Raw genomic sequence first — 23,882 nt, forward strand, 5'->3', positions numbered from 1 at the left:
GGAAACTCAGTTCCCTCGCGAGGAAACTCGTCTGTTTGACCAGATCATCGCGCTGCATAAAGACGGGCTCAGTTACTCCCAGTCGGATTTTGCGCAGATGCTCCGCCTTGATGCTTCCGAGGTAGCACATCTCTATGGCGTTGAAGCCAAAGATCGACCGAAGCTGCGCCTCGTTAAATAGCAAAAAGGCTTGCCTCTGTCGCGGCAATTGTCAAAATTGCGCAGGTCGCAATGAGCGTCGGCTTCATGAAACAAACCCTCCTGCCGAATCGGCACCCCAAGACGAAGCCCGACCGTGGCGCCTTCATTCCACGTGCTCGAGCTGATCAACCAGTTTTCGGCTTTCGCGAAAAACCGACAATTTCTCCAGCTGGTTTATTCTCCAGCCCCGCCTTGATCCTTGCGCCGACATCCTCCGAGACCGCCCGAATCGGATCGCTATCGCGGTTCGCATAACGCGCCGTCACGGCGATATTCGAGTGACGCAGTAGGTCGCGCACATGGAAAGCGTTCACTCCCGCCTGAGAGGCGAAGGTGCCGACGGTATGGCGCAAGTCGTGCAATCGCACATCCGGGACGCCCGCGCAGGATCGGATACGCTGCCAAGCGTTTTCGACAACTGATTTGGAGAGGCTCTTCTTTGCGTCCAATGGCGCGGGAAGAACCCAGGGCGCCCCTTCTTCCCTCGGCAGATCCGCGAGGACGGTAAGCGCGATGCTACTGACTGGATGCGCCCGGCGAACGCCGCCCTTGCGATTTGGCAAGGCGATGGCCCCGGCCTCGAAGTCGACATGCTCCCATTTGAGCTCGAGGATTTCAGAAAGCCGCGCGCCCGTGAATAGCAACAGACGGATCGCCGCAAGAGCGCGGGGACTGATGGGAGTGACCCTGTTTTCCGCTTTGGCCAGGTGCTTGGCTTTGGCGCCGTCTCTCTCCGCCCATGGCAGGCCGGGAGATTCCGCCGCTCTGAGCACAGCGCCGAGACGACTTAGCTCCTCATTGGATAAGAAACGCTCGCGCGCGCTTTCAGGATAGCGCGGCACTTTTCGGCAGGGATTGGACTCGTCGGGCCGAAGCCCCCACAGCTCGGCGAGGCTGAAGGCTTTCGAGAGCACCGCCAGCGTCAAATTTGCCTGCCGCGGCGTCGCCTCCATCGCCCGATGCAGCTTGAGCACGTCCTGCCTGGTCACGCTGACGACCCGCAGCGAGCCCAGCCGCGGCAAAATGTGCTTTTCGATGGAGAGGCGGGCGCTTTCCGCCATACGCGCCGAGTTGTGGACGTCGACATGGTCGCTCAGATAGCGGTCGAGCATATTTGAAACGAGTGGGGCGGAGCGCTGCGCCTGACGCTGCCCCACGGGGTCCGCTCCCTTCGACACGCTCGCCAGAGTGTCGCGCGCCGCCTTGCGCGCCTCGTCCGCGGTGATGACGCCGTAGCGCCCGAGCGTGAGACGCCGCTGCCGGCCCGATTCGTTCCGATACTGGATGATGAACGATCGAACGCCCGTCGGCAGAGCAAGCAAGCCAAAGCCCTTTATCTCGGAATCCCAGATGATTAGGCGGTCGCCGGACGCCGCCAGCCCGTCAATCAGTCGCTTGGTGAGCTTCGGCATTTGGACGGCTCGCGATCGACCTTGGACGATCTTGGACGCCGCTACAAAACGACCAAGATACTGATTTATTGACGGAATATACGTCTTGGACGGCTTGGACGGCTTTTGCCCCCTACTGTCTTACTCGCATATCGCAACATCCGGGGCGGCAGGCGCGCCCTCGCCCGCCTGCTCTCCGTGTCAGCAATATGTCAGCAGACGGGAGCGAAATACGCAAGAGAGGATAGCAGGCGGTCGTAGTCGCCTCTCGTAAATTCAGCTAGTTATGACAGAGCAACGCACCCTGTCGCGCCCCATCGTATTAGCTTAACCCGACTTTTAATCAGGGGGTCCTGGGTTCGAGTCCCAGCGCGCTCACCAAGCAAATCAAAGACTTACGAAGCAAAAGTTGCCGGTCTGCCTCTGATCCAAACCACCGTGTCGCCACTATGTCGCCACGGTGCGAGATTTCGCCTCCCCTGCGGCGTCGAGGCGCATCCCGCCTGCCCTCCCTGATCCGCGCCCCTTTCTTCGAGATTGACTCCCGCCTCGCAAAGAACAAAATGCGAACATTGTATATCGAAAGCGACCGCAAAGACCGCAGTCCTGGCAGGCGCGCTCACGCCGATGCGGCGATTTTCTCGCGCCGCACCCGCGAGAAACGTTGAACGGATCGAGCCGCGGCGGGCGCGGCGAACGATTGGCCGCTTTCCAGGACCAGACGCACCGATTCCTCTCAACCGAACGCCGTCGGACGGGCGCTCATCCAGAACTCCCCGGAAAGAGAGCTTTTTAACTCCACTTTTCTTGGTCTGGTCCGGATGGACAACCTTCAGAACTATTGCATTTTAGATAGAGCGCTCAAGGCTCGGGGGCGCGCATTGAACTTCATGCAAGACTTCTAAACCAGGAATGGAAAAAGGGGGGTAAGCGCCATGCTACGCAAATTTGGACTTATTGGAGCGCTCGTCGGCGCTTTGGCGTTTCCGACCGTGGTCGTCGCGGCTGGTTGGGGTGGCGGCTACGGCGTTCCTCAGGGCGGCGGCAGCCAGGGTGGTGGCTATGGCGGCGGCGGTGGCCAAGGCGGCGGTTGGAGCGGTGGCGGCAAAGGCGGCGGCCAGAGCGGCGGCTGGGGCGGTAATAAGGGCGGCTCCAGTCAGGGTGGTGGCTGGGGCGGCAGCAAAGGCGGCGGCGGTTATGGCGGCGGCAAAGGTGGTGGCTGGGGTGGTAGTAAGGGCGGCGGCTGGGGTGGCGGTTATGGCGGCGGCGGTTGGGGCGGTCGCCATGGCGGGTATGGCGGCGGCTGGGGTCATCCCCACCACGGTGGCTGGGGCGGCTATGGCGGCTGGGGCCGTCATCACGGCGGCGGGGGCGGCTATGGCGGCTGGTGAGGGCTTGTGAAGGCGCGCCGGCGGGGCGGGGCCTCCCAAGCGCGCGGACCTGACGCCGACCGTCGGAGAAAAGAGTCTTCCCCGGGTTTCGCCGGGGAGGACCGCAGGAAAATGTCGAAGCTGGCCTTCCGGACGAAGAAGACGCGAGACTGACCGCATGGCGTAATCGGCGTGAAGGTTCGAAGCTGGTCTGCTATACTGCCGCCTTCAGCGCGCTCTGGGGAGCTTCGATGCGGCGTCCCGCGATCCTTCTCGCCTTCACCCTGATCTTGGCGCCCAGCCCCGCCTTTGCGGAAGACGACGTTACGGCGCGCGAAGCCTTCGGCATCGCCAAGGAGTTGGGAACGGCCGAAGCCTGGGAAGCCTATCTGAAACGCTTCCCCAATGGCTTTCACGCCGATGTCGCGCGCGGCTATTTGAAGAAGCTGGGGCGGGAGGTCGAAGCAGATGCGCCGGTCGCCGCGCGCGCAGCCGTCGCCGGAAAGCTCGGCCCCAACGCCGATCTCGAGGGCGCGAGTCTCGTTCCCAAGGACAGTTTCTGGCGACAGGATATTTCGGGCGCGCCCGTCGACCGCAATTCCGCGCGCATTCTCGCGCGGATCGGCGACAAGCCGCTTCATCCCGATTTTGGCGCGGTCTGGGAAGGCGCCCCCATCGGCATCCCTTACGTCGTCGTCGACGGCGCGCAGAAACGGACGCCCGTCGTCTTCACCTATGCGGAGGAAAGCGATCCCGGCCCCTATCCGATCCCGCCGGACGCGCCGATCGAAGGCGGCGCCAAGGCCGATGGCGATCGCCATGTGATCGTGCTCGATCGCGACAATTCCATGCTTTACGAGCTTTTCAACGCCTTTCCGCAGCGCGACGGATCGTGGAAGGCGGATAGCGGCGCCATTTGGAATCTTGCGAAAAGCAATCAAACGCGCCCCGCCGGGTGGACTTCCGCGGACGCCGCTGGCCTTCCGATCCTGCCCGGGCTCGTCCGATATGACGAGGTCGTCGGCGCCGGCGCCGTCGAACATGCGCTGCGCTTCACCCTGTCGAAGACCCGCCGCGCCTATACGCCGCCGGCGAGCCATTGGGCGAGCGATGCGACGGACCCCGCGCTTCCACCGATGGGCATGCGGGTGCGGCTCAAGGCGAATTACGACATCTCGAAATTTCACCCGCAAGTGCAGACGATCCTCAAGGCTCTGAAGACCTATGGCATGGCGCTCGCCGACAATGGCGGCGACAATTTCGTCAGCGGCGCGCCCGACCCGCGCTGGGACCCGGATGTGCTGCGCCAGCTCAAGCGCGTCACCACCAAGGATATGGAAGTGGTCGAAATGAAAACCATCGTTACCGGAGACAAATGAATCCAAGGATGCGACGGAACCGGCCCCAATGAGGCAAATGTTGCAACAAAAAACACTGCGCGGCGAGCTTCTTATTGAAGCGCGCGAGCGCTGCGGCGTATTGCTCGGGGCGTGAAGATGACGTTCGTCATGGTCGCAGAATAGGCACGACACGTCGGAATCGCCAACGTCCGCTCGCGGTCAAAGGACCGCTGTGGCAAATGCCCGCGTCTTTCGACGCCCCTCTGCCTTACACGTCCGAAACGACTGCCGACGCATGAACGATAGGCCAGTCTCGATCCGGCGGCAATATCGGCTACAATCTAGACGGACCGGCTCCCAATTCGTCACAACTAAATGTAGGGGCGGATTGCGTAGCGGAGACCGAGCACAAACCTCGCCTCTTGCGCCCGGTCCGCCCTCTCGCGCAATCACTCCGCCGCCTCCTTCCGCTCCGCCATGAAGCGGTCAAGCGCTTCCTGAAAGTCGGGCGCGAGCTTGCGCGTGCCGGGGAGGAAGATCGGATCGGCCTCGCCACGTTTCAGCGCCTTCGCGCGACGCGCCCGCTGAATGAGTCGACCATAGGCGGCCCGGCGCGCTTCGTTCTGATTCTGCCAGCGCCCGAGAGCGCCTTCTTCGGCGCACTGGCCGGCGAGGCGTCGAAGCTTGAGCGATCGGACATGCGGCTTTCCATCATCAGCGGGCCATGATCGCGGCTTGGCGGGCCATGGCGTCAAGCGCGGCCTCGATTTTCCTCGCCTCTTCGCGCTCGTGCTGATTCCAGCATCGTCGCGCCGCCGCGGCCGCTTTGATGAGATGCTCAAGCCGCCGCCCGAGGACGCACTTCAGGAATGGATCGTTTCGCCCAAAGTAAACCGATCCGGCGCCGGTGACGATGATCCGACGCTGACGCCAGAGCCCTGTCTCCCTCAATAGGTGACCTTGACCGAGGCCTGCAAGATCATTGCACGCTGACGGTGGCCGGCTTGTCTTCTGCGTAGCCCACGGGAGAGCCAAAGAACTATGGCGCGGTCGTTTTTGGCAGACGCTCGTTGAGCAATCCGTATACGCGCTTAGCTGCTACCACGCTGTCCGGCACTCCAGAGATCACAACCAAATAAAAAACCGTTTTGGCGCTGCGGCCGCACGTCGCGACCTTAAACGCCCGCGCGTCAGGCGGCTCCAGCTCACGAAAAGCGAGCCCACCCGTTCCGGGCGGGCTCGCTTTGCGCCGTCACTTCAGCTGATCGGCGACCTTGTCGATTGCGGCCTTGGCGCAGGCCTCGTCTTTTTCGCCGCCGGGAGCCCCGGAGACGCCGACGGCGCCGATCACCGTGTCGCCCGTCTTTATCGGCAGCGCGCCCTGCGCTGCGACAATATTGGCGAGATGCACCTGGCCCGAGGTCGGATTGTCCTTCACGCGCTGGGCGAATTCTCCTGACGGGATGCGGAAGGTGCGAGACGTGTACGCCTTACGCAGGCTGTTTTCGATCGTATGAGGCGAGGTGCCGTCGCCACGCAAGGAAACGAGCGGCTGGCCCTCGAGCCCGACGACGGAGACCGAGACGTTATAGCCTTGATGCACGCAGGACTCATAGGCGGTTTGCGCGATGCTGAGCGCGATCGGAGTCGATAAGGCTTTCAGCGTCAGAAGCTCGGCTCCCGCCGGCGCCGCATTTGATATGACGGCGATCAGCGCAATGGCCGGGAAAAAAATGGAACGCGAATTCATGACGATCTCTCCGGGGATGTCGACAGCGTCGACGCACATTTCCATACTATTTTAATATGTTTAAATCCACAAGCGCGAAAGCGTTGGCGATCCAAGGCAACAGATTTTCCAATGATTAAACGTGATATTCTTCGTACGAATTACTCTTGACCCTCTACCAGCATGGCAATTAAATGTCTTAGACGGTAGGATTTATGTACATGCCTAAAGAGCCTGAATATCGCCGGCCCGCAGCCGACAACGCCCTCGCCGCGACTGTCGCCGATCGACTCAAAAAGCTGATCGCCAAGAACGGCCGGTCATTCGAAAGATTGGCGGATCTCAGCGGCATCGATCCGAAAGATCTGCTGGGGATCGAGCGAGGCGCGATCACGCCCACGATCAACCATTTGTGGCGTATCGCCCATGCGCTCGGCATTCCGTTCGGCTCGCTCGTCGCGGCGGGAACACGCGACGTCCGCGTCATAAGGAGCGATCAGCGCCATAGCGTCGCCTCCCATGACGGCAATTTTCAAACGCGCCCGCTTTTTCCCTATAGCGGGCCGCGCGCCGCCGAATTTTACGAGGTCGTGCTCGCGCCGCATCATCGGCAGAGCGTCGAAGCCCATGCGCCTGGCACGAAAGAAAATCTCGTCGTTTCGAAGGGCGCCGTTGAAGTGTCGATAGGCCGCGAGGCGCCGCAAACCCTCGAGGAAGGAGACGCGATCGATTTCCTTGCCGACGTGCCCCACAGCTATCGGAACCTCGGATCGGTCCCAGCCATTGTCTATCTGGTCATGTCGTATGAGCCGTGTCCATGCGACGGCTCCGCGTAAATAAGCTCCATTTAGTAGTATTTCAGATCTCTGGGCGGCGCGCGCGCGATCGCTTCGGGTCGGCGCAGGGAACGTCCGGACGCTGGACCGCATATGGGGCTCCGGCAGGCCGATCCCACTGGCGCGGATCGAGGAAAACCAGGGCATTGGCGCCTTTCTCCAGCTATCCAGCCAAATTCAGCCGCACCAGCCAATCTCCGGCTTCAAATCACTTTCAGCCGCCCCGGCGCGCTCATTTTGATTCATGGCTCAGTCCCAGTTTGCGTCCGCGTCGCCAACGGCGCTGTCCACAGGCATATTTTTATATCTTTTAGGTAGACTTTATAGGCTGTTCAATCTAAGTTCGCGCTCATTCGGATTGAGCCTGTCGAAGGCCGACGTCGTCGATCAACAGAAAGCCGCTGGATTGAGGCCGAAAAAATGAAGAGCGCAGTCAAGAAAGCCTATCTCGCCACCCTATTGAGCATCTCCGTCGCCTCCCTTGCGGCGGCCACGGAAGCGAAGCCCGGCGAGCCGCCAGCTTCGAGCGCGACGGTTGAACCTTCCAAGCCCTCCAAGCCTCATTGGTCCTGGCAACCGGCGCAGGCTCAGTTTCTTCCCAATGTGAACAAGAAAGACTGGGTGCGCTCCCCGCTCGACGCGTTCGTCCTCTCGAAGATCGAAGGCAAGGGCGTCGCACCGTCGAAAGACGCCGACCGCGCCACTTTCATTCGGCGCGCGACCCTTGACGCCTGGGGATTTGTGCCGACGCCGGAGGAAGTCGACGCCTTCGTCAACGATACGTCCGCGGACGCATATGAAAAGCTGATCGACCGCCTTCTCGCCTCGCCGCGCTATGGCGAACGCCAGGCGCGTCTGTGGCTGGACCTCGCGCGCTATGCAGATTCCACGGGCTTCCAGAACGACAATACGCGCCCCAATCTGTTTCGCTATCGCGATTACGTCATCAAGTCGTTCAACGAGGACAAGCCCTATTCCCGCTTCCTTCAGGAGCAGATCGCCGGCGACGAGATTGCGCCCGGCGATCAGGAAATTCTGGTCGCGACCGGCTTCCTTGCGGGCTATCCCGACAACAGCAATTCGCGCGACCTGATCCAGCGCAAATATCAGATCGCCACGGATATCGTCGATACGATCGGCCAGGCGATACTCGGCACGACAGTCGGATGCGCGCGCTGCCACAACCACAAGACCGACAAGTTCACGCAGAAGGACTATTACTCGCTGCAGGCGTTTTTCGCGAATACGGCTTTCGAGGAGAAGGCCCCTGCGAAGAAGGGCGATCAGGAGCTCGCCTATGAGGCGGCCCAGGCTATTTATGACGAGGCGACGAAGGACATCCGGGCCAAGCAGAGGGCGATCATAGACAGCGTCCGCGACGCGGCGCTCAAATATCACAAGGAACGTTACCTCACCGACAGCCGCGAATCCATCTTCAAGCCGAAGGAGCAATGGAACGCGCTCGATCGCTGGGTGAACCATCGTCTCGATGCGGTGACGGACCAGCCGCAGCTCGCCGCCTTCCTGCGCTACGCGGCCGAAGACAAGTCCGCGCCCGAGCACAACCCCGAAATCGTGCAGAAATTCGAGGAATACCAAAAGCTCACGCGCGAACTCCAGAAATACGCGGACAAAAAGCCCTCGCGCGGCGCGAACACTTTCACCACGGCGACCGAGCTCGGTCATCCAGACTCGCCGCCGACCTTTATTTTCTTCGGCGGAAATCATGAGAAGCCGCTTGAAGAGGTGCAGCCCGCCTTCCCGGAAGGGATGACGAGCGAGAAGCCGGACGTCAAGCCGACGGCGACATCTTCCGGCCGCCGCACGGCGCTGGCGAATTGGCTTGCAAGCCCGAGCAACCCTCTCACGGCGCGCGTCTTCGTCAATCGCATTTGGAACCAGTATTTCGGCAAGGGCGTCGTCGCGACCGTCTCGGATTTCGGCAAGGCGGGAGACAAGCCGACCAATCCGGAATTGCTCGACTATCTCGCCGACCGTTTCGTCAAGGACGGATGGAGCGTCAAGAAACTCCACCGCGATATCCTGCTCTCTTCGACCTATCGCCAATCCTCCGACTATCGGGAAGAGGTCGCCAAGGTCGATCCGGAGAACAAGCTTCTCGCCGTGTTCCCGCGCAAACGCCTGGAGGCCGAAGAGATTCGCGACTCGATCCTGCTGGCGTCGGCGAAGCTCAATGGCGAGGTCGGCGGCCCGAGCGTCTTCCCGCCGCTCCCCTCAAATCTCTCGGGGGGAAATAATTTCAACGCCGATCCGGCCTGGACCACGTCGAAAGATCCCAAAGACTACACCCGTCGAAGCATTTACATCTTCACCCGCCGCAGCCTGCCCTATCCGCTGCTCGAGACGTTCGACATGGCGAACGCGCAGCAGATTCACAGCAAACGCGACGTGACGACGACTCCGCTTCAAGCGCTGACTCTCTACAACAGCGATCAGGTGTTTCAGTGGTCGCAGGCGCTGGCCGGACGCGTCATCAACGAAGCAGGCGCCGATGAATCCGCGCGCATCGACCGGCTCTACCAGATCCTCTTCTCGCGCAAGGCGACCGAAGTGGAGAAGGAGGCGCTTCGCGGCTTCCTCGATCAGCACCAGAAGACGATTGCTCAGAAAGGGGAGGACGGGAAGCTGTCGATCGCCCTTCCGATCGGCGCCAAGGAAAGACCGACGGATCCGCTCCGCGCCGCCGCCTTTGTCGATCTCGTGCATACGGTCGTGAACTCCAACGACTTCGTCTACCGTTTCTAACCGCGCATTCCGCATCGAAAGGACTCTGGCCATGTTGATCAAAACCTCTCGCCGCGAATGGCTGCGCGGCGCCGCCTATGGTCTCGGCGGCTACGCGATCAGCGGCGCGTTGCCTGGCGGCGGCTGGTTCGGCGTCCCCGACGCCGACGCCGCCAGCTTTGTCGACCCGCTTGCGCCCAAGGCGCCGCATTTCGAGCCGAAGGTGAAGTCCGTTATCTGGCTTCACATGGACGGCGCGCCGTCGACGCTCGATCTCTTCGACTATAAGCCCGAGCTCGTCCGGCTCGCCGGGCAGGAAGTGCCGGAATCATTCCTCAAGGGCATCAAGACGTCGACGCAGGGCGGCGTCGGAAAGCTCTTCGCTTCCAACCGCACCTGGAAGCAATATGGTCAAAGCGGCGCATGGTTCTCGGATTGGGTTCCGAATATCGCGCAACACGCCGACAAGCTCACCTTTATCAAATCAAGCGTCACCGTCGGCGCGACGCATGACATTTCTATCCTCAAGCTCAACACGGGCGATCTGTCGCCCGGCCGCCCGTCGCTCGGCGCCTGGGTCACCTATGCGCTCGGTTCGGCGAATCCGGATCTGCCGCCCTATGTCGTTCTCTATAGCGGCAAGCGCGAGCCGCGGGCGGGCTCGGTGAACTGGAGCTCCGGCTTCCTGCCCGCCGTCTATCAGGGCACGGCTTTCCGGCCGGGCGCCCAGCCGATCCTGCATCAGGCGCCGCCCGATCTGATCGGCTTGCAGCAGCAGCGCGAGAGCCTCGATCTCTTGAAGAAACTGAACGATCTGCGGGCGGAAGCGCATCCGGAGGACACCGAGCTCGAAGCGCGCACGCGCTCCTACGACCTCGCCTACCGAATGGAAGCCACCGCTCCAGAAGCCGTCGACCTGTCAAAGGAGACCGACGCAACGAAGGCGCTATACGGACTCAATGACGACGCCAGCAAGGATTACGGCACCGCGCTGCTGCGCGCCCGCCGCCTCGTCGAACGCGGCGTACGCTTCATCCAGGTGGTCTCGGGTCCGATCGAAGGCTCTGGCGTCGGCGACGACGCGAATTGGGATGCGCATCGCCAACTGGAAAAGAACCACGGCATGCACACGCGCGCGGTGGACAAGCCGATCGGCGGCCTCCTTACCGACCTTGCCGAGCGCGGGCTTCTCGATCAGACGCTCGTCATCTGGACGTCGGAATTCGGCCGCACGTCCTACGGCCAAAGCGGCGACGGTCGCGACCACAATCCCTGGGGCTATACGCAATGGCTTGCGGGCGGCGGTCTGAAGCACGGCTTCACCTATGGCCAGACGGACGAGATCGGACTTAAGACAGTCGAGAACCCGGTCGACACCTACGACATTCATGCGACCGTGCTGCAGCTTCTGGGCCTCGACCACCTCAAGACGATCTACAAGCGGGCCGGACGCGCCGAACGGCCCACGGTCGTTTACGGCAAGGTCGTCCAGGACGTCCTCGCCTAGACGCGCCGATGAAGTCTCTTTTGCTGTCGAGGCGCCTAAGCCTCACAATCGGACTGGCGGCTCTTGCCGCCAGTCCGTCCGCCCTCGCCGAGCCCGCGCCGACTCAAATCAACATCGAGCACTATGCGTTCGGACCACCCGAACTGACGGTCAAAGCCGGAGAAAAAGTTTCGTTCGTCAACAACGATCAGATCCCCCATTCCGTCGTCGTCCAGGCGCCCAATGGGGAAACATTTCGCTCCAAGGAGCAACTGGACGAAGGCGAAGCCTTCAATGTCGTGTTTTCGACGGCGGGGGAGGCCGCGTATTTTTGCGACCTGCATCCGGGGATGAGAGGAAAAATCACGGTGACGAAATGATCGAGCTTCTCAAAGCCCCGCGCCTCGATCTGCTTCTCGCCCTCGCGGCCGTGCTCGCCAGCGCTCCTGTCATCGCTGCGATCGATCTGCGCGATTACGACAACGATCTGATGCGAGATCTGGACAAGACAGTGAAATATTTCGAGCCGGACATCACCGCGCAAAATTCCGACGCCGCGAGAGAAGATGCGCAGGTTCTGCTCGATGGATTCAAATACACCGAGTCATATTTCACGAAGAAAGGCGCGGCGGATGCGGTCGAGATTTCCCGTAAGGGCGTGAAGGTCGTCAATGACGTCCTGGCGAATGTCGACGCGAATAATTTCGACGCCGCGGCCGCCGCGGCGCGAGAGACGCCCAATCTCTGCAAATCCTGTCACGACATCTACAAGCCTCGCCTCGCCCGGTGACGCCGCCGACAACGACCAAACACAAGAGCGCTACATGACCCGAAAGACAGCCGCCGATTTCGAACCTGCCGTTCTCCAGACCTTCGATCTTTATGTCCATGGCGACATCGACCGGCGCGGCTTTATCGACCGCGTCGCGCGACTGGGTCTCGGCGTCGCCGGCGCAACCTCGACTCTCGAAGCGCTCCGGCCGCAATTCGCGGAAGCGGAGCAGGTCAAAACCGACGATCCGCGCATTGTCGGGCGGGCGGCGGAATTTCCGTCCCCCGACGGCAATGGCGTGGTGAAGGGCTATCTCGTCAAACCCGCCAAGGCTTCCGGAAAGCTCCCCCTCATCCTCGTCATTCACGAAAATCGCGGCCTCAATCCCCACATCGAAGACATTGCGCGCCGTCTCGCGCTTGCGGATTTCATCGCCTTCGCGCCGGATGGCCTCGCGCCGCTCGGCGGCTATCCCGGCGACGAAGACAAGGCTCGCGAACTCTTCCAGAAACTCGATCAGGAAAAATTGCGCAAGGACTTCCTCGCCGCCGCCGTCGCCCTGAAGGCTCTTCCGGACGGCAATGGCAAGGTCGGCGTCGTCGGTTTCTGCTATGGCGGCGGCATCGCCAATTTCCTCGCGACAAGAGTTCCAGATCTCGGCGCCGCCGTTCCTTTCTATGGAGCCCAGCCCAAGGCGGAAGACGTCAGGAACATCAAGGCGCCTCTGCTCATCCATTATGCCGGCGTCGACGATCGCATCAATGGCGGCTGGCCGGCCTACGAGGCCGCGCTGAAGGAAGCGAAGATTTCCTATCAGGCCTTCGTCTATCCGAATGTGCAGCACGGCTTCAACAACGACACGACGCCTCGCTACGACGAGACTGCGGCGAAGCTCGCCTGGGGCCGGACTGTCGACTTCTTCAACGCGCATCTGCGCAGCTGACTCATCGAGGCCTTCTTCCATGCAAAAATATCTTCTCGTCACGGCCCTCGCGGCCGCGCTCACGGCCAATATCTCGCTCGCCGCCGACGCCACGCCGCCCGCCGCAGCGCCGGCTCCCGTTGCGGCAGGCCCGGCGCCCGTCACGCCGGCCAACGATCCCGCCTACACATATAAAACCCTCCGCCTCAATCGCGCGGCCTTCGACTCTCTCGCGTCTCGCCCCGAACAACTCCTCGTCCTGGACATTCGTCGCCCCGACGAACTGATCAAATTCGGCGGCTTCCCGGTCTATCTCAGCGTGCAGACGGCCGATGTGCAGCGGAGCCTGGGCTCCATTCCGCGCGATCGCCTGATCGTCGTGGTTTCGAACCGCGCGCATCGCGCCGGCGCCGTCGGAGACCTCCTTTCCGGTTACGGCTTCCATGTTGTCGGCGCCATCGGCGTGCGCGATTATGAAGATGAAGGCGGAACGCTGACGAAGATCGCGCCGCCCGCGTCTCCCGCGCAGACGGCCGCCGCCGCGGCCCCCAGCCAGCAGAAATAAGGGCTCGAGCGATGAAGACGATTTTCACGCTTATGCTCGTTTCGCTCGGCCTATTCGCCGGTCCGGCGAATGCGGCTTTGAAGCCGGGCGATATCGCTCCGCTCTTTAGCGCGCAGGCCGCTCTCGGCGGGAAGGATTTTGACTTCTCGCTTGCGGAAGCGTTGAAGAAAGGCCCTGTCGTTCTCTATTTCTATCCGAAGTCCTTCACCAAGGGCTGCACGATCGAGGCGCATGAATTCGCCGAGAGCTACGACAATTTCGCCTTAGCCGGCGCGAGCCTGATCGGCGTCTCCTACGACCCGATCGACATTCAACGCGAATTCTCGACGAAGGAGTGCCGCGACAAATTCCCTGTCGCGGCGGATCCCAATCTGAGCGTGATCAGCGCTTACGACGCCAAAAGGCTGAAGCCGAGCGCGAATGGCGATACGGTCGCCGACCGCATTTCCTACGTCATTCTGCCGGATGGAAAAGTCGGCTACGCGCTGACGGACTCAAATCCAAGCCGCCATGTCGAAGAGACGTTGGCGTTCGTTCGGAAGTGGCGCGAGCTGAAGAAAACCGAGACTCGCAATTAACGGAAAGATCGATCGGAGCTTATTGAAATGCTGAAACTCTCGTCCCGCGCTCATCTTGTCGGCGTCGCTCTCCTCATTTGCGGCTTGGCGGCCGCTACGGCGGAAGCGCAGAGCCCGCAGCCCGCGAGCCCGCCCGCCGCCCCGCCTTCCGCCGCCAAACAGGCCGTCGAAAACCGTAAGGCCGCCTATACGCTGATCGGGAATTACTTCCGCTGGTTCGGCGGCGTGGCCAAGGGGACGATTCCCTATGACGAGGCGGAGGCGACGAAACGGGCGATGCGCATCGCTCTTCTCTCCGGGATCGTCGAGGACGCGTTCCCCGACGGCTCCAACGCTGGCGAGCCGGAATCGAAGGCGAAGCCCGACGTCTGGAGCAACCGCGCGGACTTCGACAAAAAGCTGAAAGACTTCCAGGCGCATGCGCAGGCCCTCGTCGACGCCAACGCGAAAGAGAAGGGTTCGACGGAAGCCTTCAAGGCGGCGGTCGCGACGCTCGCCGGCGACTGCAAGGGCTGCCATGAAACATACAAGGTGAAATAAAGCGTACGAGACGGCGAGGCCCAAATGACAACGTTAGAGAATGACCGCCTTCCCGCGGCCGCAGCCCATCGCGCGCCCGAACCTCTTCGCAAGGTGTGGGATTTGCCCGTCAGGCTCGTCCACTGGGGCCTCGTCGTCGCGCTTGCAGGCGCTTATGTCACGAACAAGCTCGGCGCCGGCTATTTCACGCTTCATCTGTTCTTTGGCTATGCGACCATCATCCTCGTGACGTTCCGCATCCTTTGGGGGTTCGTCGGAACGCGACATGCGCGATTTGCGCATTTCGTGGAAGGGCCGCGCGGCGTCCTGCGTTATGTCAGCGCGGTCGGCCGTGGTCGCCACACGCGCTATGTCGGCCACAATCCGCTTGGCGCGCTGATGGTCCTGACCTTGCTCGCGCTCGTCGGCGCGCAAGCGGTCCTGGGTCTTTTCGGCGATGACGAGATATTCAATTCCGGGCCGTTGGCGGGGCTGGTGACGAAGCAGCAAAGCCTGTTTTTCACATCGCTGCATCGCAAGCTGTTTTACGTGATTCTCGCCGCGGCGGGCCTCCATGTCGCCGCCGTTCTGGCGCATGTCGCAATCAAGAAGGAGCCGCTGATCCACGCAATGATCCACGGTTCGAAACCGGGCGGTTTGGTCGAGCCGGACGAAGCGATCACATCTTCACGCGGCCGCCTCGCATTCATTCTCACAGCGGCGATTATTATCGTTCTGGCGGTCGCGCTCCAATTCACGCCGACGTCCACAGCGGATCTCGCAGCCTTTTAACCATAGTATATGAATAGAGTTTTTAGTAGAAATTTCTTCCCACGCCGAGAGGCCTCCGGGGCCGCGATCTTCCTGAAGATCGCGGCCCTTTTCGCCACGACATTACAGTCTTTCCTTTGTTGCAAACGTGCAACAGCAGCTCGACAATCCCGTCGCAGGCGCTCTCATATCCGCGAGTCAGCAGCCTTCAAACTTGACCGGATTTTATAAATCTACATAGTATATAGATATATTAAAGCTGCTCGCCAGCGATGTTCGGAGTGTCACGATGAGGTCGAATGCCTTCGCGTTTCGTAGAAATCTTCTGACTAGCGTAGGGCTTGCGCCTCTCGCATTGGCGGGCTTCGCGACGACGATATCGACGGGAGCGTGCGCTGAAGACGCCCAGGTCGAGGAAGTGAAAGTGACCGCGCGCCAGCGCGAGGAGAAGGCGCAGGACGTGCCGCTGCCGGTCAGCGTCGTCGGCGCGAAGACTCAGGAGCGGGAGCGGCTCGAGCGCTTGCAGGATTTCGCGCAAAAAGTGCCGAACTTCGTTCCGTCCATCACCAATCCGCGAACTTCGGCCATGTCGATCCGCGGCATTTCCGGCATTTCCGGCGGGGCCGACGGCTCCGAGTCGGCGGTCGGACTGATCGTCGACAATGTCTTCTATACCCATGTCGGCTTTCAGTGGGCGGATTTCGTCGATCTCCAGTCGCTCGAAGTCGCACGCGGCCCGCAAGGGACGCTCCTTGGCAAAAACACGACCGTCGGCGCCGTGGTTATTCGCACGCAACTGCCGTCCTTCGCGCGCTCCGCGACATCCGAGACGACATTTGGCGCTTACAATCGCGTAACGCAGAAGCTCAATGTCACCGGTCCGATCATCGACGACAAGCTCGCCTATCGCGTGACGCTCTTCTACGATCGCGGCAATGGCTGGATCAACAATCAGTTCAACAGCCAGCAGCTTCTCGACAATAATCGCTGGGGCGTGCGCGGGCAGCTGTACTATGTCGGCGACAATTTCACCGACCGGCTGATTTTCGACCGGCTCCGCTCGGACGAGTATAATAATTATTCCGGCGTGACCGGCGACTCGTTCCCCTTCTGGGCGAACGGCGCGCGCGCGACGACTTACGCCCAGCTGCTCGCATCGCGTTTACGCCGGCCGATTCTCACCTTCAGCCCCTACGAGCCGTATTCGACGCGCCTTGGGAAGCTCGATCAGCGTACGACCGGCGTTTCGAATGAAGTCAATTATACGATCGGCGAAAATACGCTGACGGCCGTTTCAGCCTGGCGTGAGTTCATTCTTCATCCCAACAACTCCACCGGCAACCAGCTGACCGACATAGCGAGCAACGCCTACGACGTCTATGTCGATCAATATTCGCACGAGACGCGCCTGGCGTCGCCTCAAGGCGGGGAATTCGAGTGGACGATCGGCAATTATAATCTCTATGAGACGATATGGTCCTATAATCATGTGGATTACGGCTCACAGGCCAATCAGTGGTTCCAGAATAATTTCAACGCAAACCCGTACAATCTGTGGGGTCTTTCCTATCGCAACGACGGCAAGGCGCGCACCTTCAGCACCGCGGCCTTCGGACAGGCGACCTGGCACATAGACGAGCAATGGGCGCTGACCGCCGGTTTGCGCGACACCTATGAGATTCGCGAGGGCTCCGATTTCGGATGGATTCAGGGTCTCAGCAACGCCAACCAGATCGCGGCCGTGCGCACGGCGACCGGCGGCACCACCTATTTCGACACGGGCGGACAACAGAAGACCGTCAACTCGATCTCGGGCCTTCTCAACCCATCCTATCGCTTCAACGAAAACGTCATGGCTTACGGCTCCGTCGCGCGGGGCGAGAAGTCGGGCGCAATCAACACTCAGGCATTGCCGATCCTCAATAGCGGCGGCGTGTTTCAGGCCTGGCAGCCGGTCATCACCAAACCGGAGGTGTCATGGGATTACGAATTTGGATTGAAGACCAACTGGTTCGACAACAAGCTTGTCGTCAACGTCAACGGCTACTGGAACGATATCTACAATTTCCAGTCGGTTCTGGTAAACACGGACTATACTGACGTCTCCGGCGTTCCGATCCGCAAGAATTATCTCGGCAATATTGGCCATGTGCGCCTGCGCGGATTCGAATTCGACGGGCGTTGGAGCCCGATTGATCGTCTGTGGCTCACCTTCTCCGGCGCCTATACGAACGCGATGTATGTGGACTACGCCAAAGCCGCTCCGCCAACGGAGTTCCTTTGGCCGGCCGCCAGCAATGTCGGCGGCGTCTCGGCTCCGCTATATATGAGCCTTTCAGGCCACTCGATAACGGGCGGCGTTTCCGGCAATAATCCGGTTTCGCCATTTTCTTTCAACGTCGGCTACAACCACGAATATCCTCTGGGCTCTTTGTTCAGGGACGCCGGCTACGCCGGACCTGTGACTTTGTTCAGTTACGCGAACGCCGCATGGCGGTCTCGCTCGCAGCTCTCCAATCCCCTGTCGGTTTATCCGCTGTTTATGCCGTCCTACGCAATTTTGAATGCGGGCGTGGGTCTGAAGACGGACGATGACGTCTACAGCTTCAACCTTTGGGTGCGCAATATGCTCGATGAGCGGATCATCATCGCGCAAACCATCGGAACCGCGAGCGGCAATGCGCCAAACGGCTCAACAGTGACGTTTGACGCGTACAACCCCCGCACCTTCGGGGCGACGCTTCGCGTCAAGCTCTACTGATCCAGAACCAACGGAGTCCAAGTCATGCCGTCTTTCAAGAAGTCATGGGCGATCGCGGTCGCCTCATTTCTCATCGCGCCCGCCGCTGGCGCGGCTGACCTCCCGAGCGTCAAAGCCCCGCCGCTTCCGCCGCCTCCGCCCGCCTTTAGCTGGCAAGGCGGCTATGTCGGCCTTTACGCCGGCGCTCTTCTGGGCGACGGCGCGTTTACGCTCGTCAATCAGACGCCGCTGCGCGGCCCCGCCTTCGTCGGCGGCGGCACATTCGGTTATAATTGGCGATGGAGCGAGCGGATCGTTCTCGGCGCGGAGGCGGATTTCGGTTATCGCGGCTTCATTCAGGCGGCGCAAACGGGCTGGAGCCTGCCGAGCGCGACGAGCGCGGGCGTGCTTGGCACGTTCCGCGGCCGCGCCGGCTATCTCATCGCGCCGCAATGGCTGACATATGTGACGGCGGGTCTCGCATTCGGCACGAATTTCATTTCGAACAATTTCACCGCGTTTCCGCCCTTCACTTATGGTCAACTGAGTTCCGGTCCGACGCTGCGTCCCGGTTGGGCCGCGGGCGCCGGTTTCGAATATGCGTGGAACGACCGGATTTCGTTCAAAGGCGAGTATCTCTACGCGTGGCTCGCCGACACGGGCGTTGCATACAATAGCAATCTCGGCGTTTGGAACGCCAATGTCGGAAGCGCCGGACATATCGTCAGAGGCGGCGTGAACTATCACTTCGCCGCCGGCCCGCTGCCGATCCCCGTGCTTGCAAAGTGATGCGACGCCGACCTTACATCGGGCTTCCTTCCACGCGAAGGAAGCCTTTTTCGTTCAATGGTCGACAATCGCGCATCCGGCTTTCTTTAGCTATTGCATCTATAGGATTTATATTCTAATGAGGACGGAAGAGGATTTGAGGAGAAAGGGCGTTCTCAATGACGGCTGCTGCTGCGCCAAATTTCGAAACGGCAAACGCTGGAAGCGATGAGGCGCTTTGGGAGCCGCACGGCTCCCAGCGTCTCCTGCAACCCAGGCCCCAGCGTCCGCATTATCAGGCGCAGATCGGCGCGGCCGCCGTGTACGCCCTGCTTCTTGGAGCGATTGTCACCCTTTCCTTCAAGACGGCGGAAACGCCTGTCGAAGAGCAGCAGGTCATTGAACTCGCCCCCATGCCTGTCGAGGAGCCGCCCCCGCCGGAGGATGTTCTGCCGCAATTGGAAGAGCTCACGCCTCCAGAGCCGCTGCCGCCCCCGCCAATGATCGACCCCATCGCGCCGGCGCCGGAAGTCAAGCCGAAGCCTATTCCAAAGATAGAGAAAAAGGTCCCGACTCCAGCCAAGCCGCGCACGGATGCGAAACCCCGCTCGGACGCAAAGCCGACGGCCGCGCCGACGCGCGCGACGAATGCGGGAGCGAGGACGGATGCGCCCGCCATGCGCGCGCCGGCGGCCCCGCCGGGCGCGACGCCATCGGCGATCGCCAATCATTTTCACGCCTGCATGCAGCGCGCGGCCTCCAGCTTCGACGCGCCGCTTCCCGGACGCGTTTCCTATCACGCGACGTTCAGCGCCACGGGGTCGATCACCTCCTATTCGATCACGCCGTCCGGCAAAGGGCCGCTCGACTCGATCGCGAACCGACTCGGCGGACGCTGCGGCTCCGTGCCGGCGCCGGGCAAACCTGTTTCCCTCTCGGGCGTCATCTCTTTCAGCCCCTGATCGCTCTTCGAGAAAGAAAGGTGAAAAACAAATGGCAGATCCAGTGACGGCTTCGGCGTCGGCGGCGCTCGCGCATACGCTCACGCCCATCGAGCTTTTCCTTCAGGCCGACGCAATCGTCAAAAGCGTCATCATCCTGCTGATCATCGCCTCGGCCTGGGGTTGGGCGGTGATCGCCGAAAAGCTCATCCGGCTGCGCATTCTCCACAAGCGGGCCGACCGGCTTATCGCGAGCATTCAAGACGGATTGCCTGTTCACGCGGTCGCTCCCAGCTTCGCCGACCAGCCGTCCAGCGATCCGCTCGTGCAGGTCTATGAGGCGATGGTGGATGAAAATACGCGCTCGGCCGATCTGATCTACACCGAAGGGCAACGCGACTCGCTTCAGGAGCGCGTACATCGCGTGGCGCAGCTCGCGAGCTCGAGCGCCCTCGATCATCTGCAAGCCAGATTGCCTTTCCTTGCGACCATCGGCGCCGTGGCGCCCTTTATCGGCCTTTTCGGCACGGTCTGGGGCATCATGAACTCCTTCCAGGGAATCGCCGCCTCGAACAATACGAGCCTCGCCGTCGTCGCGCCCGGCATCGCCGAAGCGTTGTTCGCAACCGCGCTGGGTCTCGTCGCCGCCATTCCGGCGGTCATCTTCTACAACCGCATCAGCGGCGACATCGGCGCCTATGGCAAGCGCCTGACGTCCTTCATCGGCGTCTTCGAAGTCGAACTGTCCCGTCAACTGTCCAAGAGAGGAGAGCGCAATGGCCTTCGCGTTGCGTAAGCACGATTCGGAATTCGACTCGGCGCCGATCGCCGACATCAACGTCACGCCGCTCGTCGACGTCATGCTGGTGCTTCTCATCGTCTTCATGGTGGCGGCGCCGCTGATGACCTCCGGCATTCCGGTGGATCTACCGAAGACTCAGGCCAAGCAGCTTAACGACCAGCAGCCGCCCATCGTCGTCAGCGTGGATGCGAACGGCTCCTACTTCGTCGACAAGAAGGAAGCCGGAAGCACGGAGGGCCTGCTCGCCGTTCTCAAGGAGAACAGCGAAAACAACAAGGACCGCCGCATTCACGTCCGCGCCGACAAGGCGGTGGCCTATGGCAAGGTGGCCGAAGCCATGGGCGTGATCAACGCCGCGGGCTACGTCAAGGTCGCCCTCGTTTCCGAGGGAGCCAATTCAAGCGCCAAAACTGCGTCGGCGACGCAGTAAAGGCGCTTGGCTGCGTCCCGGGCTCGTTTCCAGCGCTTCGCCGTCCGGAGCGCGCTTCTCCCACGGGCCCGGGACGCTGTTTTTCCATTCAGCGAAGCCGCAACGCCCGGTATTTAAAATAATTTCGGCGCGCCCGGCCGGGCGGCGCCCGTATCGCTTCTTTCGCTTTCCCCTAATCTTTCTACATGATAAGTAGTATCTTGTTTGGAAGCCCGAGCTTGGGCGGCCTTCATTTCATTCGTGCGACGAGGCGCCTTCGGGCCTCCAGAGGAAAATGCTCTCGAACAAAGCCAAATACGGCCTGAAAGCGCTCATTCACCTCGCCACGGCGGACGAAAAATGCCTTGCTGGCGACATCGCGACGGCGAACAACATTCCCAGAAAATTTCTGGACGCCATTCTGGTGGAATTGCGGAACGCCGGCATTCTGAACAGCCGCAAGGGCAAGGGCGGCGGCTATCAGCTCGCGCGTCCCGCGGAGAAAATCACCGTCGGCCAGATCATCCGCATTCTCGACGGGCCTTTGGCGCCGATCGCCTGCGCGAGCCGCACTGCTTATCAGCGCTGCACGGATTGCCCCGATGAAGACGCATGCGCGATCCGCGACATCATGCTCGACGTTCGCGAATCGATCGCGCTCATCCTCGATCGCACGAGCATCGCTTCCCTGCGCAACAGGGGGAACCGCGAATCGCAACTGTTGAGGTGACTGTTATTTCGGTTTCGGCCAATGGCCGTCCTGCGGCCCGGGCGCGCCGGCCGGCGTCGTCGTCACCGGTCCGACGCCGATAATCTGCACCACGACTTCTTCCGCGCCGGCCCCATCCCAATGCACGGCGTTGGCCGGGTGCAGCATATAAGAGCCTTCCTTCAGCGGAATCGCGCTGTCGAAGTCGATCTTCTCGCCAACGCCCGTATACCACACGCCCTTGATAACGGTCGCATGGCGATCCTGTGAGTGAAAATGCGGGTTGGAATGCGCGCCGGGCGGAAAGCGGTTGCGTACGACATAGATGCCGGGCTTGGAAGGGTCGCCATAGATGACGGCCTGCGACGGCCCAGCGCCAAGCGGCGATTTGAAAGGCGCCTGCTCTGGCAAGAGGCGGATGAAGCCGTCCGACGTTTCGGCCGCGCCGGGAAGGCTGAATTCAAACGCCTCGGCAAGCGCCACAAGGGCGCAGGCGCCGATCGCCATATGCGACAATTTGGACATCCGTTCGACCCTCGATCTTTCTTCAGCGCTTACGCGCTCACAGCCGATCCCGAGAGGATGACGGCCGCGCTCCTGGCGTCTTCCGCGCTGTCGAAGACGAGGCTCTCCAATTCGTGGAAAGACTGCTCGATGGCGTAGAAGCGAAAGCCGCCGGCCGCATTTGCGACGATGCCGACGGGACTTGCGCCGATTTTGACCAGAAAAACGTGAAACATGATTCCTCGCAGCTGATTGCGCCTCAATGACTGCGCTCAGAGACGTGGAAGCTCGTATTGTCCGGCGGCGTCACGGCGGCTTCGCTGTGCGGCGCGCCTTCCGGCGCCCATTCATATGGCGCGGGCTGCGCGCGATAGACCGCGTAACTGACGGTGGCGCGGCCGGAGTCCGGCTCCCTGCCGCGTCGCGGATAGGGATTGATATATTCCCACACGATCTCGCCGGCGGGCGTCACCTGAAAGAAGCGGCCGATCTGGCCTTCGTTGATAAAGGTATTGCCGTTCGGCAGGCGGCGCGCATTGCTGATATGCGTGCTGCGAAACGTCCAGCCCGGCTGGCCGGAACTCGCGCCGGTATATTGCCAGACGATCTCCTTCGTGACCGGATTGATCTCGAGGACGCGCGAACCGCCCGTGAAGCTGACGGCGGCGTGCGGATAACCGGCCTCGCCCTGATTGTCGAAAACAAGGAGGTTGCCGGCGCCGGGCAATCCTTTGGGAATGATCTGCGCGTCGTGCTGGCCGGAGATCTGATCGACGGGCCGGGGGACCTTGCGCGACGTCGTGCTCCCATCCTCGCTGACGGGCGGGTAATGCGGTCCGAGCGTCCAGACGATCTTGCGCGTCTTTCGATCGATAATGGCGATGAAATTCGCGGAGCGAGAGTCGAAGATGAGATTGTCGGGCGCGAAGCGCTGATCCCCTTCGTCGAACCAGTGATTGGGACCGACCGGCTTCAGATTGTTGACGTGAAGATAATCGCCATTCTTCGTCGCCTTCACGAGTTTCAGTTCTTCCGGCGTGAAGCCGATTTCCTCGAGATGGTCGGAGGCCGCCCAGGTCCATACGATGTCGCCCTCGGGATTGACCTCATAGGCGACGTCGTCCAGCACTTGCGGCGCGGCGAAGCCCGGCAAGGGATAGGAGATATTCGACAGGACGAGCGTGTTCCCATTGGGCAGGCGCGCAATGTCGTGATGCTGATAGGCGCGGCCGCCTGGCGCATTCGCGCCGAAGGTCCATACGCGCTTGCCGTCCCAGTCGACCTCTCCGACAGTCTTGCGAATGCGCGTCTGCGTTCTTCCCGGCACGAGATCCGCGCCCTTTCCCTCTTCCGTTTCGAGAGTCACGAAGACATGGCCGCGCGCGCCGTCGATCAATGCGGGATCGATGAAGGCGGCTGGCTGGCCGGTATATTTCCATTCATGAACGACCTTGCCGGCGAGGTCGATCAGTCGGGAAACGTCGTCGCCGCCGGGAAAGAGCACGTAGGAATTATAGGCTTTGGCCGGATCGTAGATCGTCGTCCCTGTCGGAAAGACGCTCGGCTCGGCGAAAACGGGCGTCGCGACGCTCAGCGCGAAAAGCGCGAGACCAGCGAAGAGCGATGCGCAAAAACGCCGCGCGGCGGCGCCTTCTCCGATTGAAACGCAGATAATGGCGCGGCTCATATCGTCTCCCCCATTGAATGAGAGACGGATTATAATCATACATAAAAACTATGCAATAGGCTCCTTGGCCATTTTACGCACCAGGATATATGGCTGT

The 23,882-nt window shown here is 61.3% G+C and carries 24 protein-coding genes; 18 read left to right on the top strand and 6 right to left on the bottom strand.

Going from position 1 to position 23,882, the window contains the following annotated elements:
- Nucleotides 1–326: 326 nt before the first annotated feature.
- A complete protein-coding gene (locus MMG94_RS09485) occupies nucleotides 327–1,613 on the bottom strand; it encodes a tyrosine-type recombinase/integrase (RefSeq protein ID WP_016917859.1) in 1,287 nt (428 codons plus the stop codon).
- Nucleotides 1,614–2,527: 914 nt separating this feature from the next.
- Here MMG94_RS09485 and MMG94_RS09490 point away from each other — a divergent pair.
- Nucleotides 2,528–2,983 (top strand): hypothetical protein, encoded by a 456-nt coding sequence (locus tag MMG94_RS09490; protein ID WP_154419877.1) that lies wholly within the window; start codon nucleotides 2,528–2,530, stop codon nucleotides 2,981–2,983.
- A gap of 230 nt (nucleotides 2,984–3,213) precedes the next feature.
- Nucleotides 3,214–4,341 carry a hypothetical protein gene (locus tag MMG94_RS09495; protein ID WP_016917857.1) on the top strand — a complete coding sequence of 376 codons (1,128 nt, stop codon included), beginning with the start codon at nucleotides 3,214–3,216 and terminating at the stop codon, nucleotides 4,339–4,341.
- A gap of 410 nt (nucleotides 4,342–4,751) precedes the next feature.
- Here the strand turns inward: MMG94_RS09495 and MMG94_RS09500 are convergent, their stop codons facing one another.
- The gene (locus MMG94_RS09500) at nucleotides 4,752–5,057 is read right to left on the bottom strand and encodes a hypothetical protein (RefSeq protein ID WP_154419875.1); all 306 of its coding nucleotides are present in this window, start codon (nucleotides 5,055–5,057) and stop codon (nucleotides 4,752–4,754) included.
- A 497-nt stretch (nucleotides 5,058–5,554) separates the two neighbouring features.
- Complete coding sequence (locus tag MMG94_RS09505) at nucleotides 5,555–6,091, bottom strand: GlcG/HbpS family heme-binding protein (protein WP_244962182.1); 537 nt, start codon at nucleotides 6,089–6,091, stop codon at nucleotides 5,555–5,557.
- Nucleotides 6,092–6,252: 161 nt separating this feature from the next.
- Between MMG94_RS09505 and MMG94_RS09510 the strand changes: the two genes are divergently transcribed.
- From MMG94_RS09510 to MMG94_RS09585, 16 genes are all read left to right on the top strand, one after another.
- Nucleotides 6,253–6,867, top strand: coding sequence for a helix-turn-helix domain-containing protein (locus tag MMG94_RS09510; protein ID WP_154419873.1), 615 nt, complete (start codon nucleotides 6,253–6,255; stop codon nucleotides 6,865–6,867).
- Nucleotides 6,868–7,287: 420 nt separating this feature from the next.
- On the top strand, nucleotides 7,288–9,633 hold the full coding sequence (locus tag MMG94_RS09515; protein WP_016917852.1) for a DUF1549 and DUF1553 domain-containing protein: 2,346 nt from the start codon (nucleotides 7,288–7,290) through the stop codon (nucleotides 9,631–9,633).
- A gap of 31 nt (nucleotides 9,634–9,664) precedes the next feature.
- Nucleotides 9,665–11,119 (top strand): DUF1501 domain-containing protein, encoded by a 1,455-nt coding sequence (locus MMG94_RS09520; protein ID WP_016917851.1) that lies wholly within the window; start codon nucleotides 9,665–9,667, stop codon nucleotides 11,117–11,119.
- 8 nt (nucleotides 11,120–11,127) lie between these two features.
- Nucleotides 11,128–11,478, top strand: a complete 351-nt coding sequence (locus MMG94_RS09525; protein ID WP_016917850.1) for a plastocyanin/azurin family copper-binding protein — start codon at nucleotides 11,128–11,130, stop codon at nucleotides 11,476–11,478.
- Entirely contained in the window at nucleotides 11,475–11,888 is a 414-nt protein-coding gene (locus MMG94_RS09530; protein WP_016917849.1) for a hypothetical protein, read from the top strand. The genes MMG94_RS09525 and MMG94_RS09530 overlap by 4 nt, the downstream gene beginning before the upstream one ends.
- Nucleotides 11,889–11,922: 34 nt before the next feature.
- Nucleotides 11,923–12,813, top strand: a complete 891-nt coding sequence (locus tag MMG94_RS09535) for a dienelactone hydrolase family protein (RefSeq protein WP_016917848.1) — start codon at nucleotides 11,923–11,925, stop codon at nucleotides 12,811–12,813.
- A 19-nt stretch (nucleotides 12,814–12,832) separates the two neighbouring features.
- Nucleotides 12,833–13,357, top strand: coding sequence for a rhodanese-like domain-containing protein (locus tag MMG94_RS09540; RefSeq protein WP_016917847.1), 525 nt, complete (start codon nucleotides 12,833–12,835; stop codon nucleotides 13,355–13,357).
- A gap of 11 nt (nucleotides 13,358–13,368) precedes the next feature.
- Nucleotides 13,369–13,935: a peroxiredoxin gene (locus MMG94_RS09545; RefSeq protein ID WP_016917846.1), complete on the top strand. Its 567-nt coding sequence runs from the start codon at nucleotides 13,369–13,371 to the stop codon at nucleotides 13,933–13,935.
- Between the two features lie 27 nt (nucleotides 13,936–13,962).
- Nucleotides 13,963–14,475 (top strand): c-type cytochrome, encoded by a 513-nt coding sequence (locus MMG94_RS09550; RefSeq protein WP_016917845.1) that lies wholly within the window; start codon nucleotides 13,963–13,965, stop codon nucleotides 14,473–14,475.
- 24 nt (nucleotides 14,476–14,499) lie between these two features.
- On the top strand, nucleotides 14,500–15,246 hold the full coding sequence (locus MMG94_RS09555) for a cytochrome b/b6 domain-containing protein (protein ID WP_016917844.1): 747 nt from the start codon (nucleotides 14,500–14,502) through the stop codon (nucleotides 15,244–15,246).
- A gap of 268 nt (nucleotides 15,247–15,514) precedes the next feature.
- Nucleotides 15,515–17,986 (top strand): TonB-dependent receptor, encoded by a 2,472-nt coding sequence (locus MMG94_RS09560; RefSeq protein ID WP_081495548.1) that lies wholly within the window; start codon nucleotides 15,515–15,517, stop codon nucleotides 17,984–17,986.
- Between the two features lie 24 nt (nucleotides 17,987–18,010).
- Nucleotides 18,011–18,754, top strand: coding sequence for an outer membrane protein (locus MMG94_RS09565; protein ID WP_016917842.1), 744 nt, complete (start codon nucleotides 18,011–18,013; stop codon nucleotides 18,752–18,754).
- Nucleotides 18,755–18,912: 158 nt separating this feature from the next.
- Nucleotides 18,913–19,695 (top strand): hypothetical protein, encoded by a 783-nt coding sequence (locus tag MMG94_RS09570; RefSeq protein WP_016917841.1) that lies wholly within the window; start codon nucleotides 18,913–18,915, stop codon nucleotides 19,693–19,695.
- 31 nt (nucleotides 19,696–19,726) lie between these two features.
- Nucleotides 19,727–20,470 carry a MotA/TolQ/ExbB proton channel family protein gene (locus MMG94_RS09575; RefSeq protein WP_016917840.1) on the top strand — a complete coding sequence of 248 codons (744 nt, stop codon included), beginning with the start codon at nucleotides 19,727–19,729 and terminating at the stop codon, nucleotides 20,468–20,470.
- Complete coding sequence (gene tolR, locus MMG94_RS09580) at nucleotides 20,451–20,906, top strand: protein TolR (protein ID WP_016917839.1); 456 nt, start codon at nucleotides 20,451–20,453, stop codon at nucleotides 20,904–20,906. The genes MMG94_RS09575 and tolR overlap by 20 nt, the downstream gene beginning before the upstream one ends.
- A gap of 274 nt (nucleotides 20,907–21,180) precedes the next feature.
- Entirely contained in the window at nucleotides 21,181–21,615 is a 435-nt protein-coding gene (locus tag MMG94_RS09585) for an RrF2 family transcriptional regulator (protein WP_016917838.1), read from the top strand.
- 3 nt (nucleotides 21,616–21,618) lie between these two features.
- Here MMG94_RS09585 and MMG94_RS09590 read toward each other — a convergent pair whose 3' ends face one another.
- Genes MMG94_RS09590 through MMG94_RS09600 form a run of 3 tightly spaced genes read right to left on the bottom strand, consistent with a single transcriptional unit; the run spans nucleotide 21,619 to nucleotide 23,785 of the window.
- Nucleotides 21,619–22,119 carry a cupin domain-containing protein gene (locus tag MMG94_RS09590; protein ID WP_016917837.1) on the bottom strand — a complete coding sequence of 167 codons (501 nt, stop codon included), beginning with the start codon at nucleotides 22,117–22,119 and terminating at the stop codon, nucleotides 21,619–21,621.
- A gap of 29 nt (nucleotides 22,120–22,148) precedes the next feature.
- A complete protein-coding gene (locus MMG94_RS09595; RefSeq protein ID WP_016917836.1) occupies nucleotides 22,149–22,334 on the bottom strand; it encodes a hypothetical protein in 186 nt (61 codons plus the stop codon).
- Nucleotides 22,335–22,357: 23 nt separating this feature from the next.
- Nucleotides 22,358–23,785 carry an aryl-sulfate sulfotransferase gene (locus MMG94_RS09600; protein WP_016917835.1) on the bottom strand — a complete coding sequence of 476 codons (1,428 nt, stop codon included), beginning with the start codon at nucleotides 23,783–23,785 and terminating at the stop codon, nucleotides 22,358–22,360.
- Between the last annotated feature and the right edge of the window lie 97 nt (nucleotides 23,786–23,882).

The organism is Methylocystis parvus OBBP (assembly GCF_027571405.1).
Lineage (GTDB): Bacteria > Pseudomonadota > Alphaproteobacteria > Rhizobiales > Beijerinckiaceae > Methylocystis > Methylocystis parva.